Here is a 12,857-nt window from a genome sequence, read left to right as displayed (position 1 = left end):
GTTCCGGCGCCTCGGCGGGCCGAGAAATTTTTTTCCCATTCCGCGTGTCGCGCCACTCCGAGCGCAGGTCAGAGTGCATACGAGCGGTATGTACGACTCGTGCCCGGACCGCGCGTGGCGATCCGGGCACGAGAGTCGAACGTCTCAGTCCGTCAGGAAGGCGAAGCCGTCCAGCGTGCGGGTGACGGCGGCCCGCAGGTCGGCGACGGACGGGCCGGCCCGCAGCACGTCGCGTGAGACGTTGGGCACGACCGCGCGCAGGTGGTCGCCTGCGAGTCGTCGCACGTCGTCGGCGGTGCCGCCCTGGGCCCCCACTCCGGGCATCAGGATAGGCCCGTGAAGGTCGGACAGGTCCGGCGCCTCGGTAAGGGTCGCACCGACCACCACACCCACGGAGCCGAGCCCTGCGGCCCCGTCCGTGCGGGCAGCGCTGTTGCGGTCAGCGCACTCGTCCACCACGGCCTGCGCGACGGTGCGCCCGTCGTCGAGCCGCGCGCGCTGGAACTGGGCACCCTCGGGATTGGAGGTCGCCGCGAGCACGAACACCCCGCGGCCCGTTCCGGCGGCCAGATCGAGCGCCGGAGCGAGCGAGCCGAATCCCAGGTACGGGGAGACGGTCACCGCGTCCGAGCACAGCGGAGAGCCGTCCGACAGCCAGGTGCGCGCATAGGCGTCCATCGTGGAGCCGATGTCGCCGCGCTTGGCGTCCGCGAGGACGAGCACCCCCGCATCCCCCAGGTCGGCGATGGTGCGTTCGAGCACCGCGAGACCGGCGGAGCCGTAGGCCTCGAAGAACGCCACCTGCGGCTTGACGACCGCGACGGTGTCGCCGAAGGCCTCGACGCACAGTTCGCTGAACCGGGCCAGGCCGTCGACGTCGTCGCCGAGCCCCCACGCGGTGAGGAGCCCCGGGTGCGGGTCGATGCCCACGCACAGCGGCCCGCGGCGCCCGAGAGCGTCCGCGAGTCGCTGCCCGAAGGGTGTCACGCCCGTTCGGCGGGTACGCCGCGCAGCCGCGCGTGCATCCGCTGGATCGAGCTGACTCCGATCTCACCGCGCAGTGCCGCCTCGATACCCTGCACGGCCGCGGAGGCACCCTGCACCGTGGTGACGCACGGGATGTTCGCGGCGACCGCCGCACTGCGGATCTCGTAGCCGTCCACACGCGGACCGGCGTTGCCCCAGGGGGTGTTGATGACCATGTCCACGTCTCCGGCGCGGATGCGGTCGACGACGTCGAGTGCGCCTTCCGGCTTGTCCTCGCCGGAGACCTTGTGGACCTGCTCGCAGGGAACACCGTTGCGGCGCAGCACTTCTGCCGTTCCCACGGTAGCCATGATGTGGAAGCCCAGGTCGGCGAGGTGCTTGACCGGGAAGATCATCGACCGCTTGTCCTTGTTCGCGAGCGAGACGAAGACCGTGCCCGAGGTCGGCAGGGAGCCGTAGGCGGCGGTCTGGCTCTTCGCGAACGCGGTTCCGAAGTCGTCGTCGAGGCCCATGACCTCACCGGTGGACTTCATCTCCGGGCTGAGCAGGGTGTCGATGCCCGTGCCGTCGGCACGCCGGAACCGGTTGAAGGGCAGCACCGCTTCCTTCACCGCGACCGGTGCGTCGAGCGGGATGTCGCTGCCGTCGCCCTCGGCCGGGAGGATGCCCGCGGCACGCAGCTCGGCGATGGACTCGCCGAGCATCACCCGGGCGCAGGCCTTGGCGAGCTGCACCGCGGTGGCCTTGGAGACGAACGGCACCGTGCGGGAGGCCCGGGGGTTCGCCTCGAGGACGTAGAGGATGTCGTCCTTGAGCGCGTACTGGACGTTGAGCAGGCCCTTGACGCCGATGCCCTTCGCGAGCGCGGCCGTCGAGCGGCGGACGTTCTCGATGTCGGCGCGGCCCAGAGTGATCGGCGGCAGCGCACAGGCCGAGTCGCCGGAGTGGATGCCGGCCTCCTCGATGTGCTCCATGATTCCGCCGATGTACACGTCGGTGCCGTCGCACAGCGCGTCGACATCGATCTCGACGGCGTCGTCGAGGAAGCGGTCGACGAGCACGGGGCGGTCGTCGGAGATCTCGGTGGCGTTGGAGATGTAGGTCTCGAGCGCCTTCTCGTCGTAGACGATCTCCATGCCGCGACCACCGAGCACGTAGGACGGGCGCACCAGCACCGGGTATCCGATGCCGGCGGCGATCTCGCGCGCACCCTCGAAGGTGGTGGCCGTGCCGTACTTCGCGGCCGGCAGGTCGGCCTCGTCGAGCACGCGACCGAACTCGCCGCGGTCCTCCGCGAGGTCGATGGCCTCGGGCGAGGTACCGACGATCGGCACCCCGGCGGCCTTCAGTCGACGCGCCAGGCCGAGCGGGGTCTGGCCGCCCAGCTGGACGATGACGCCGGCGACGGTGCCGGACTCGCACTCGGCGCGGTAGACCTCGAGGACGTCCTCGAAGGTCAGCGGCTCGAAGTACAGGCGATCGGCGGTGTCGTAGTCGGTCGAGACCGTCTCGGGGTTGCAGTTGACCATCACGGTCTCGTAACCGGCCTCCGACAGCGTCAGCGCGGCGTGGACGCACGAGTAGTCGAACTCGATGCCCTGGCCGATGCGGTTCGGGCCGGAACCGAGGATGAGCACCTTGGGCTTGTCGCGCTGCTCGACGACCTCGGTCTCGGCCGCGGGGTCGAGCTCGTAGGTCGAGTAGTGGTACGGCGTCTTCGCCTCGAACTCGGCCGCGCAGGTGTCCACGGTCTTGTAGACCGGGTGGACGCCCAGCTCCTGACGGAGGGCACGGACATCGTCCTCGGAGGCGAACTGTGCCGGGCGCAGCGCCGCGATCTGCCGGTCGGAGAAACCGTGGTGCTTCGCATAGCGCAGCTCGGTGGCACCGAACTGCTCGGCCGTGCGGACGTCCTCGCCCAGCTCGACGATGTACGCGAACTGCTCGAGGAACCACGGGTCGATCTTCGTGGCGTCGAAGAGCTGCTCGACGGTCGCACCGAGCTCGAGCGCCCGGGCGATCCGGTAGAACCGGCCGTCCGTGGGAGTGCGGATCTCTTCGAGGATCTCCTCGAGGGTGCCCTCGACCTCGGGGCCGGTCCAGAAACCGGCGGACTTGGTCTCGAGCGAGCGCAGCACCTTGCCGAAGGCCTCGGTGAAGTTGCGGCCGATCGACATGGCCTCACCGACCGACTTCATGGTGGTGGTGAGAGTGCCGTCGGCACCGGGGAACTTCTCGAACGCGAACCGCGGGGCCTTGACCACGACGTAGTCGAGGCTCGGTTCGAAGCAGGCCGGCGTTTCCTTGGTGATGTCGTTGACGATCTCGTCGAGGGTGTAGCCGATGGCGAGCTTGGCGGCCATCTTCGCGATCGGGTAGCCGGTGGCCTTCGACGCGAGCGCCGACGACCGCGACACGCGCGGGTTCATCTCGATGACGACGAGCCGGCCGTCGCGCGGATCCATCGCGAACTGGATGTTGCAGCCGCCGGTGTCGACACCGACCTCGCGCAGGATGGCGATCGAGAGGTCGCGCATCTTCTGGTACTCGCGGTCGGTGAGCGTCATCGCGGGGGCGACGGTCACCGAGTCGCCGGTGTGCACACCGACCGGGTCGACGTTCTCGATCGAGCAGACGATGACGACGTTGTCGGCACCGTCGCGCATGAGTTCGAGCTCGTATTCCTTCCAGCCGAGGATGGATTCCTCGATGAGCACGTTCGCGGTGGGCGAGGCCGCGAGACCACCGCCGGCGATGCGCTCGAGGTCGGCGTCGTCGTAGGCCATGCCGGAGCCGAGGCCGCCCATAGTGAAGGACGGTCGCACCACGACGGGGAAGCCGAGTTCGGCGACGGTCGCACGGACCTCGTCCATCGTGTAGCAGACGGCCGAGCGAGCGGATTCGCCGCCGCACTTGGTGACGATGTCCTTGAACTTCTGCCGGTCCTCGCCGCGCTGGATGGCGTCGAAGTCGGCGCCGATGAGTTCGACGCCGTACTTGTCGAGGATGCCGCGCTCGGACAGCGCGACGGCGGTGTTGAGGGCGGTCTGGCCGCCGAGGGTCGCGAGCACCGCGTCGATCGGGGTGCCGTTGGCTTGCTCGGTCGCGATGACCTTCTCGACGTAGTCGGCGGTGATCGGCTCGATGTAGGTCGCATCGGCGAACTCGGGGTCGGTCATGATCGTGGCCGGGTTCGAGTTCACGAGGGAGACCCGCAGGCCCTCCTCGCGGAGCACCCGGCACGCCTGGGTGCCCGAGTAGTCGAACTCGCAGGCCTGCCCGATGACGATCGGGCCGGACCCGATGACCAGGACGTGGGAGAGGTCGGTACGGCGTGGCATCAGTTGTTCTCTCCCTCGAGCATGCGGGTGAAACGATCGAACAGGTAGGCGGCGTCGTGCGGTCCGGCCGCCGCTTCGGGGTGGTACTGCACGGAGAAGGCACGGCCGTCGAGGAGCTTGACGCCCTCGACCGCACCGTCGTTGGCGCAGGTGTGGCTGACGACCGCGCGACCGAACGGTGTGTCGAACTCCTGGCCGGCCTCACCTTCGAGCGCGAACCCGTGGTTCTGCGCGGTGATCGCGATGCGGCCGGTCTCGTGCTCGACCACCGGGATGTTGATACCGCGGTGACCGAACTTCATCTTGTAGGTGCCCAGGCCGAGTGCGCGGCCGAGGATCTGGTTGCCGAAGCAGATGCCGAACAGGGGCAGACCCTGGCCGAGCACCTCCTTGGTCAGGTGCACCGCGCCGTCGGCGGTCGCCGGGTCGCCCGGCCCGTTGGACAGGAAGACGCCGTCGGCCTTCAGGTCGAGGATGTCGTGCAGCGTCGCGGTGGACGGCAGCACGTGCACACGGATGCCGCGCTGGGCGAACATGCGCGGGGTGTTGGTCTTGATGCCGAGGTCGATGGCCGCGACGGTGAAGCGGGCCTCGCCGTCGGTCGGTTCGACGACGTAGCCGGAGGTGGTGCTCACCTCGCCGGCGAGGTCGGCGCCGAGCATCGAGGGCTGGCTCTTCACCCGGTCGAGCAGGACGTCGATGTCGAGGTCGTCACCCTTCCAGGCGAGGGCGTCGCCGGAGAAGATGCCGGCGCGCATCGAACCGCGGGTGCGCAGGTGCCGCACGAGTGCGCGGGTGTCGATGCCCGCGAGACCCACGATGTTCTGCCGCTCGAGTTCGTCTTGCAGCGAGCCGGTGGCACGCCAGCTCGACACGCGACGCGAGGGGTCGCGGACGATGAAGCCGGCCACCCAGATCTTGGACTCGGCGTGATCGCCGGTGGGGCCGACGGACTCGTTGTCCTCGTGGTTCCAGCCGGTGTTGCCGATCTGCGGTGCCGTGGCCACCACGATCTGCCGGTGGTAGCTGGGGTCGGTGAGGGTCTCCTGGTAGCCGGTCATGCCCGTGCTGAAGACGGCCTCGCCGAGGGTCTGTCCGACCGCACCGAAGGGGATGCCGCGGAAGACCCGTCCGTCCTCGAGGACCAGCACAGCCGTGCCGCCGCCGAATGTTCTGCCGCTCATGCGTTGTCTCCGTTCTTATCGACCGCACCAGAGCCGGCCGCACGGGCTGAGATCTCGCGTGTCGTGATCGTCGTGTTGTTCGTCGTGATCGTCATCGTCGTTGTGATCGTCACCGTCTCAAGATTTTTCGTCCGACCCGCTCGTCCAGAGCGGGTAGATCGACTTGTCGTCCCCGCGGAAGCCGGTGTCGACCTCCGTTCCCGAGGGCAGCTGCCAGCGGATGACCAGCACCCCGTCCTGGGACATGACCTTGCCCGCCAGACCGCGTTCGGTGCGGATCGCGCGGATCGAGTCCTGCGGGATCCAGATCGGGGATGCGCCGTCGCGTTCGAGCAGGGCACCGGATCGGTATCGGGTCAGTTCCGCGTTGGCGCGGTGGCCGAGATCACCGACCGCGATGCGGTCCTGCCAGCTCGGCGCGAGCGTGCTGCCGACGTACAGACCGGTGGTCGGCTCGACGAGCCGCTCCCCCAGCTCCGCCGGCACGGTCGGCAGTTCGCCGACCGCGTCCTGCTGGCGTCGGGCGCGTCCCTTCCAGCCCTTCCACATCAGCAGGACGAGCACGACCCAGAGCGCGAGGAAACCGACGGTGATGAGAAAGCGATCCATGTCGGTTCCTACCTTTCGGTCGAGCGCGGGAACACCGCACCGTCGCGGGCGGTGATCCGTCCGCGCAACACGGTGGTGGTGACCCGGCCCGGCAGGGTCATGTCCTCGTAGGGCGTGTTGTGGGAGATGCTCGCGAGGTCGGGACCGTGCACCGTCCACTCGGTATCCGGGTCGACGAGCACGATGTTCGCGGGTTCGCCCACCTCGAGGGGCCGGCCCTGATCGTCGAGGCCCACGATCTCCGCGGGACGCTCGCTCATGACCTTCGCGACGCCGCGCCAGTCCAGCAGGCCCGGCCGGACCATCGTCTCGATCACGACGGACAACGCCGTCTCGAGCCCGAGCATTCCCGGACGTGCCTGTGAGAACTCGCAGCACTTGTCCTGTTCGGCGTGCGGGGCGTGGTCGGTGGCCACGCAGTCGATGGTCCCGTCCGCGAGGCCGCGGCGCAGTGCTTCGACGTCGGATCTCTCGCGCAGCGGCGGATTGACCCGGTTGATGCCGTCGTAGCTCTCGAGACGCGAGTCGTCGAGGAGCAGGTGGTGCGGCGTGACTTCGGCGCTGATCGAGATGCCCTGCGAGCGCGCCCACCGGACGAGCTCGACGGTGCCGGCCGTCGACGCGTGGCAGATGTGCACGCGGGCTCCGGCGTCGCGGGCGAGCAGCGCGTCGCGGGCGACGATGGACTCCTCGGCGGCGCGGGGCCAGCCGGTGAGGCCGAGACGCGCCGCGGTCGGTCCTTCGTGCGCGACGGCACCGACGGTCAGCCGCGGCTCCTCGGCGTGCTGGGCGATGAGGACACCGAGCGAGGCCGAGTACTCGAGCGCGCGACGCATGAGCAGCGGGTCGTAGACGCACTTGCCGTCGTCGGAGAACATCCGCACGCCACCGACACCGGCGGCCATCGTGCCCATCTCGGCGAGCTGCTTGCCCTCGAGTCCGACGGTGACCGCACCCACGGGGTGGACGTCGACGAGCCCGACCTCGCGGCCGCGGCGCCACACGTGGTCGGTGACGACCACCGAGTCGGCGACCGGATCGGTGTTGGCCATCGCGAACACCGCGGTGTACCCGCCGCGCGCCGCGGCGGCCGAGCCCGAATCGACGGTCTCGGTGTCCTCGCGGCCCGGTTCGCGCAGGTGCGTGTGCAGGTCCACGAAGCCCGGGAGCACGATCTGCCCGGTACCGTCGACGATCTCCGCGTCGGCGTCGGCCTCGAGATCGGTACCGATCGCGAGGATCTGCTCGTCGCCGAGCAGCACGTCGACCGGGTCGCCCTCGCCGTAGAGGCGGACGTTGCGGATGAGCACCTGCGGCGTCACCTGTGTCACTCCTGTTCCTGTGTCTCCCGGATGGGAAGTGTGGGTCACGACAGGCTCCCTTCCGTGCCCACGAGCAGACGGAAGAGCACCGCCATCCGCACGTGGACACCGTTGCTCACCTGCTGCAGCACAGCGCTCTGCGGGGCGTCGGCGACGGGGAAGCCGATCTCCATGCCGCGGAGCATCGGGCCGGGATGCAGGATCACGGCGTGCTCCGGCAGCAATGCCGCGCGCTTGGCGTTGAGTCCGTATCGAATCGAGTACTCGCGGGCGGACGGGAAGAACCCGCCGTTCATGCGCTCGGCCTGCACCCGCAGCATCATGACCGCGTCGAGGGTGGGAAGTTCGGCTTCGAGCGAATCGGCGACCGTCACCGGCCAGGTCTCCACCCCCACCGGCAGCAGGGTGCGGGGAGCGACGAGCACGACCTCGGCGCCGAGCATGCTCAGCAGCAGCGCGTTCGACCGGGCGACACGGCTGTGCAGCACGTCGCCGACGATGCCGATCCGGCGGCCTTCGATCGAGCCGAGACGCTGGCGCAGGGTGAGCGCGTCGAGCAACGCCTGAGTGGGATGTTCGTGGGTACCGTCGCCGGCGTTGACCACGGCCGGTCCGGAGCCGGATTCGTTGGTCCACTGCGCGATCCGGTGCGCGGCACCGGAGGCGGAGTGACGGACCACCAGCGCGTCGGCGCCGGCGGCGTGCAGGGTCAGCGCGGTGTCGCGCAGCGATTCGCCCTTCTTCACCGACGAACTGGACGCCGAGACGTTGATGACGTCGGCGCTCATCCACTTGCCGGCGACCTCGAAGGACACGCGGGTGCGGGTGGAGTTCTCGTAGAAGACGGTCATGATGGTGCGGCCGCGCAGCGTGGGGAGCTTGCGCACCTCACGCCCGAGCAGTGCTTGCTCGAACCGCTCGGCCTCGTCGAGAAGCCCCGTCGCGGAGTCCTTCGTCAGATCCGCGATGGTGAGCAGGTGTTTCACTGGGACTTGCCTCCGGAGATCTCGACGGCGTCGCGCCCGTCGTGTTCGGTCAGCAGCACGCGGACGTCCTCGCTGCGCGCGGTGGGGACGTTCTTGCCGACGTAGTCGGCCCGCAGCGGCAGTTCGCGGTGGCCGCGGTCGACGAGGACCGCGAGTTGCACCGCGCGGGGTCGTCCGAGATCGCGCAGGGCGTCGAGCGCGGCGCGGACGGAGCGTCCCGAGAACAGGACGTCGTCGACGAGGACGACGAGGGTGTTGTCGACGCCGCCCTCGGGCACCGAGGTGCGCTCCAGCGGGCGGTGCGGCTTCGTGCGGAGGTCGTCGCGGTAGAGCGTGATGTCGAGCGAGCCGACCGGGACACGGACGCCGGCGAATTCCTCGATGCGGTCGGCGAGGCGTTGGGCGAGGGTGATCCCGCGGGTGGGGATGCCCAGGAGCACGACGCGCGGTGCGTCCTCGGGGGTGTCGAGAGCGGTCTTCTCGATGATCTGGTGTGCGATGCGGGAGATCGTCCGGTGGACGTCGGCAGCGGAGAGCAGCTCACGCGCCGGCACGCCGGTACCGGAAGACGTAGTGGGGGTAGAAGCTGTGGACCCGTCCTCGGACACGGCCATGCAGCGACCTCCTTCTCCGCCTCACTGGACGGATCGTTAAAGGATGCCTGACAGTTGTCGAGCCTATCAGCGTCGACGTCCGCCCCGGCACGGATGACGGGTGAAGCGCAACACAGGCCCGGATGCGCGAGCGGGCCCGGCGGGAAGACTCCCACCGGGCCCACTCACGGTGCCTCGTGTCGTCGCTCACCCGAGAAGGGTGACGAACTCAGGACTCGTCCGAGCCCTGATCCTGCGACTCCTGCGCCGGCCGGACGAGGGTGGCAGCGGCTGCTGCACGCACCTGGTCGGCGACAGTGACGATCTGACCGAGCACCCCGTTGACGAAGGCCGGCGAATCGTCGGTGGACAGCTGCTTCGCCAGCTCGACCGCCTCGTCGACGGCCACCACGGGCGGCACGTCGGTCGCGTGGAAGAGCTCCCACACCGCGATGCGCAGGATCGCGCGGTCGACGGCGGGAAGGCGGTCCAGCGTCCATTCGTGCAGGTGATCGGCGATCACTCGGTCGGTCTCGTCGAGGTTGTCGGCGACACCGCGGATGATGGTCTGCGCGTATGCCGGCACCGGCGCGACCTGGTCGTCGTCGATCGCGAGTTCGACGCGATCGGCCGCGAGGTCGACGGGGTGCACGTCGCGGGCCTCGGCCTCGAAGAGCAGGTCCACGGCGCGCTTGCGGGCCTTGTGGCGGGCCCCGAGCTTCTTCTGGTTACCGGACACTCAGGAATTCACTCGCCCGAGGTAGCTGCCGTCGCGGGAATCGACCTTGAGCTTGTCGCCGGTGTTGATGAACAGCGGGACCTGGATCTCGGCGCCGGTCTCGAGGGTCGCGGGCTTGGTGCCGCCGGTGGAGCGGTCGCCCTGCAGGCCCGGATCGGTGTGCTGGACGACGAGCTCGACCGTGACCGGGAGCTCGACGAACAGCGGGACGTCCTCGTGCGTGGCGACCTGCACGGGCATGTTCTCGAGCAGGAAGTTGGCGCTGTCGCCGAGCAGTTCGGGCGAGATGGTGATCTGGTCGTAGGTCTCGCCGTCCATGAAGACGTAGTCGGTGCCGTCGTTGTAGAGGTAGGTCATGTCGCGGCGATCGACGGTGGCGGTCTCGACCTTGACACCGGCATTCCAGGTCTTGTCGACGGTCTTGCCCGACGTCACATTCTTGAGCTTCGTGCGCACGAAAGCAGGACCCTTGCCCGGCTTGACGTGCTGGAACTCGATGATCTGCCAGAGCTGTCCGTCGATTTTCAGAACGAGGCCGTTCTTGAAGTCACTGGTATCAGCCACTTGGTTCGTGTCTCCTAGGGTCGAGGAACCGCCCTCAAATGACGGTCAATGTCTTGTCGGTGAGCGTGAGCAACTCCGGAGTATGCTCCCGCACCACGAGCGTGTCTTCGATCCGCACGCCTCCGCGCCCCGAGAAGTACACGCCCGGCTCGACGGTCACCGCCGCACCGGCGACAAGTGTACCGGTCGCCGCGGCGCCGATTCCGGGCGCTTCGTGGATCTCGAGGCCGACTCCGTGGCCCAGCCCGTGCAGGAACAGGTCGGCGTAGCCGGCCTCGGCGATCACGGTGCGCGCGGCGGCGTCCACCGCGGCGCAGTCGACACCGGGCGCGAGCGCCTCGCGTCCGGCCTGCTGCGCGCGCAGGACCAGCTCGTACAGGTCGCGCTGCCAGTCCGCGACGCGGCTCAGCACGTAGGTGCGCGTCATGTCGGAGTGGTAACCGCCGATCTGCGCCCCGAAGTCGAGTTTCACGAAGTCGCCCTCCGCGAGGACCGCGCCGGTCGGGCGATGGTGCGGGATCGCCGAATTGGCACCGGCGGCGACGATCGTCTCGAAGGAGATGCCGTCGGCACCGTGCTCGAACATGCGCCATTCGAGATCGCGGGCGACCTCCTTCTCGGTTCGACCCGGACGCAGACCGCCCGCCGCGATGAGGTCCGCCAGTGCGCGATCGGCCGCACCGCATGCCTCGCGCAACAGACCGATCTCGTGTTCGTCCTTCACCGCCCGCAGGTGTTCGACGAGCCCGGGAGCGGGAACGAAGCGGACGGACACGCCGAGCTCGCCCCACCGCGACCGTTCGTCGACCGTGACGACGTGACTCTCGAATCCCCAACGCGCAGAACCTGTTCCGAACTCGGTGACGAGGTGAGCGGCCGACGACCGGGCGATCACGGCCCGCAGGTCGGGGACCTGCTCCCCCACCTGCGTGACGTAGCGGCCGTCGGTGCAGATGACGGTGCGCGTCTCGTTCTCGTCGTCCTCGGTGGAGACGATCAGCGCCGCGTTGGATCCCGTGAAGCCCGTGAGGTAGCGGATACCGGTCAGATCGGTCACCAGCAGCGCATCGAGTTCGCGTTCGGCGAGCAGCGCACGCAGCGCTCGACGGCGGGAGGCGTGGTCGGCAGACATATCGCTCAACCTACCGCGATCACGGCTGTGGGACGGGACACACTGTCGGCTTCGCCACCCGTTACGCTGAGGTACATGAAACCCTGGTTGCTCCGCGGACTCGGGCTCGCCCTGGTCCACGTGGTCGTGCGCGTCCTGCTCGGTGCCGCTCTCATCCAGTGGCCGTTGCAGGGATCGGTACTGCGCTGGCTGGGCTTCGCCGTGGTGGTCGTCGCAGCGTTCGTCTGGGCCGGTCTCGACGGCATCCGCGACCACCGCGCCCATCCCGACGCCGACGAGGGCGACGACCTGACGATGCGCTGGCTCGCCGCCGGTGCGGTCACCGGCCTGGTGGGCGGGGTCCTCACCTGGCTCGTCGACACCGTCACCCCGATGCCGGTGGGTGTGACGTCCCTGTTCTTCGAGATCACCTCCGGTGCCGCGTTCACCGTGCTTCTGGTATTCCTGCCGGCGATGGCGGCGGTGACGCTGGGCCGGTTCTTCGCGCGCCGGAACGAGCGCAAGGCCGCCCGCGACGACGACTGGTCGGTCCACCGCGATCACCACGCGCCCGCAGGCGTCGGAGCGGCCGCGGGTTCCGCTCCCGCGAACTCCGCGCAGCAGACCGATCCCGCCTGGCGCAGCGACGACTCGCCCACCGAGGTGTTCCCGAGGGTCGATCCGAAACAGTGAGACCCGAGTAGTGAGACCCACAGCAGTGAGACCACCCGCCCCCGCACATCCGGGGGCGGGTGCTCAGTTTTCCGAGTTGTGACGGTCAGTAGAGGTAGCCGACCCCGAGGAGCCGACCATGACCGACATCACCGAGACGCTCGACCTGACTCCCGCGACCCGCCGGATGGAGCGCATCCTGGCGGGGATCGACGACGCCCAGTTGCCGGGGCCCACACCGTGTTCCGAGACCTCCGTCGGTGCGCTCGTCGACCACGTGCTGGGCCTGTCCCTTGCGTTCACGGCCGCGGCGCGCAAGGACATCGGCCCGCACACCGACACTCCCCCGCAGCTCACGAGCGAACTGCCGCCGGACTGGCGACATCTCGTTCCCGACCGACTCGGCGACCTCCGCGGAGCGTGGAGCGATCCCGCAGCCTGGGAGGGCATGACGCGCGCGGGCGGCCTCGACCTGCCCGCGCCGGTCGCCGGACTCGTTACGCTCGACGAACTCGTCGTCCACGGCTGGGACCTCGCCGTGGCCACGGGACAGCAGTACTCCTGCGAGCCCGACGAGCTCGCGGCGTGTACTGCTTTCGCGGAGAGCATCACCGACGAGGAACGCGTCGCCGACGGGGGCGGTCTGTTCGGTCCGGCCGTCCGGGTGGGCGACGACGCTCCGCCGCTGGAGCGCCTGATCGGACTCACCGGGCGCGACCCGTCGTGGCGACCGTCCGCGTCGAACTAGA

The 12,857-nt window shown here is 69.2% G+C and carries 12 protein-coding genes; 2 read left to right on the top strand and 10 right to left on the bottom strand.

Translation table 11 applies throughout. The annotated features are described in order from the left end of the window. Nucleotides 1-144: 144 nt before the first annotated feature. From pyrF to RBB84_RS06485, 10 genes are all read right to left on the bottom strand, one after another. A complete protein-coding gene (pyrF, locus tag RBB84_RS06530) occupies nt 145-987 on the bottom strand; it encodes an orotidine-5'-phosphate decarboxylase (protein ID WP_064256308.1) in 843 nt (280 codons plus the stop codon). Then, on the bottom strand, nt 984-4,328 hold the full coding sequence (gene carB / locus RBB84_RS06525; protein WP_064256309.1) for a carbamoyl-phosphate synthase large subunit: 3,345 nt from the start codon (nt 4,326-4,328) through the stop codon (nt 984-986). The genes pyrF and carB overlap by 4 nt, the downstream gene beginning before the upstream one ends. After that, entirely contained in the window at nt 4,328-5,512 is a 1,185-nt protein-coding gene (gene carA, locus RBB84_RS06520) for a glutamine-hydrolyzing carbamoyl-phosphate synthase small subunit (RefSeq protein WP_064256310.1), read from the bottom strand. Before carA ends, carB begins: the two co-directional genes overlap by 1 nt. 117 nt (nt 5,513-5,629) lie before the next feature. Further along, nucleotides 5,630-6,121, bottom strand: coding sequence for a hypothetical protein (locus RBB84_RS06515; protein ID WP_006551446.1), 492 nt, complete (start codon nt 6,119-6,121; stop codon nt 5,630-5,632). A gap of 8 nt (nt 6,122-6,129) precedes the next feature. Continuing rightward, a complete protein-coding gene (locus tag RBB84_RS06510) occupies nt 6,130-7,443 on the bottom strand; it encodes a dihydroorotase (RefSeq protein ID WP_006551445.1) in 1,314 nt (437 codons plus the stop codon). Between the two features lie 44 nt (nt 7,444-7,487). After that, nucleotides 7,488-8,429, bottom strand: coding sequence for an aspartate carbamoyltransferase catalytic subunit (locus tag RBB84_RS06505; protein ID WP_006551444.1), 942 nt, complete (start codon nt 8,427-8,429; stop codon nt 7,488-7,490). Continuing rightward, a complete protein-coding gene (pyrR, locus tag RBB84_RS06500; protein ID WP_024100783.1) occupies nt 8,426-9,043 on the bottom strand; it encodes a bifunctional pyr operon transcriptional regulator/uracil phosphoribosyltransferase PyrR in 618 nt (205 codons plus the stop codon). Before pyrR ends, RBB84_RS06505 begins: the two co-directional genes overlap by 4 nt. A gap of 208 nt (nt 9,044-9,251) precedes the next feature. Beyond that, entirely contained in the window at nt 9,252-9,761 is a 510-nt protein-coding gene (nusB, locus tag RBB84_RS06495) for a transcription antitermination factor NusB (RefSeq protein ID WP_033096596.1), read from the bottom strand. Further along, entirely contained in the window at nt 9,762-10,325 is a 564-nt protein-coding gene (gene efp / locus RBB84_RS06490; protein ID WP_006551441.1) for an elongation factor P, read from the bottom strand. It abuts the gene before it with no gap. A 34-nt stretch (nt 10,326-10,359) separates the two neighbouring features. Continuing rightward, nucleotides 10,360-11,457, bottom strand: coding sequence for an aminopeptidase P family protein (locus RBB84_RS06485; RefSeq protein ID WP_006551440.1), 1,098 nt, complete (start codon nt 11,455-11,457; stop codon nt 10,360-10,362). Between the two features lie 75 nt (nt 11,458-11,532). Here RBB84_RS06485 and RBB84_RS06480 point away from each other — a divergent pair, with 75 nt between their 5' ends. Then, nucleotides 11,533-12,129 carry a B-4DMT family transporter gene (locus RBB84_RS06480; RefSeq protein ID WP_024100782.1) on the top strand — a complete coding sequence of 199 codons (597 nt, stop codon included), beginning with the start codon at nt 11,533-11,535 and terminating at the stop codon, nt 12,127-12,129. A gap of 118 nt (nt 12,130-12,247) precedes the next feature. Beyond that, nucleotides 12,248-12,856 carry a TIGR03086 family metal-binding protein gene (locus RBB84_RS06475; RefSeq protein ID WP_082921022.1) on the top strand — a complete coding sequence of 203 codons (609 nt, stop codon included), beginning with the start codon at nt 12,248-12,250 and terminating at the stop codon, nt 12,854-12,856. Nucleotide 12,857: the final 1 nt, after the last annotated feature.

It is taken from the genome of Rhodococcus sp. D-6 (assembly GCF_040256695.1).
Taxonomy (GTDB): Bacteria; Actinomycetota; Actinomycetes; order Mycobacteriales; family Mycobacteriaceae; genus Rhodococcus; species Rhodococcus pyridinivorans.
Note: the sequence above shows the minus strand (reverse complement) of the source record. Positions and strands in the feature narration are given on the sequence as shown.

Coding starts and splice junctions, on each gene's coding strand:
- RBB84_RS06515 (WP_006551446.1), bottom strand. CDS start 6,121: ATGGATCGCTTTCTCATCACCGTCGGTTTCCTCGCGCTCTGGGTCGTG.
- RBB84_RS06485 (WP_006551440.1), bottom strand. CDS start 11,457: ATGTCTGCCGACCACGCCTCCCGCCGTCGAGCGCTGCGTGCGCTGCTC.
- pyrR (WP_024100783.1), bottom strand. CDS start 9,043: ATGGCCGTGTCCGAGGACGGGTCCACAGCTTCTACCCCCACTACGTCT.
- carB (WP_064256309.1), bottom strand. CDS start 4,328: ATGCCACGCCGTACCGACCTCTCCCACGTCCTGGTCATCGGGTCCGGC.
- RBB84_RS06480 (WP_024100782.1), top strand. CDS start 11,533: ATGAAACCCTGGTTGCTCCGCGGACTCGGGCTCGCCCTGGTCCACGTG.
- carA (WP_064256310.1), bottom strand. CDS start 5,512: ATGAGCGGCAGAACATTCGGCGGCGGCACGGCTGTGCTGGTCCTCGAG.
- RBB84_RS06475 (WP_082921022.1), top strand. CDS start 12,248: ATGACCGACATCACCGAGACGCTCGACCTGACTCCCGCGACCCGCCGG.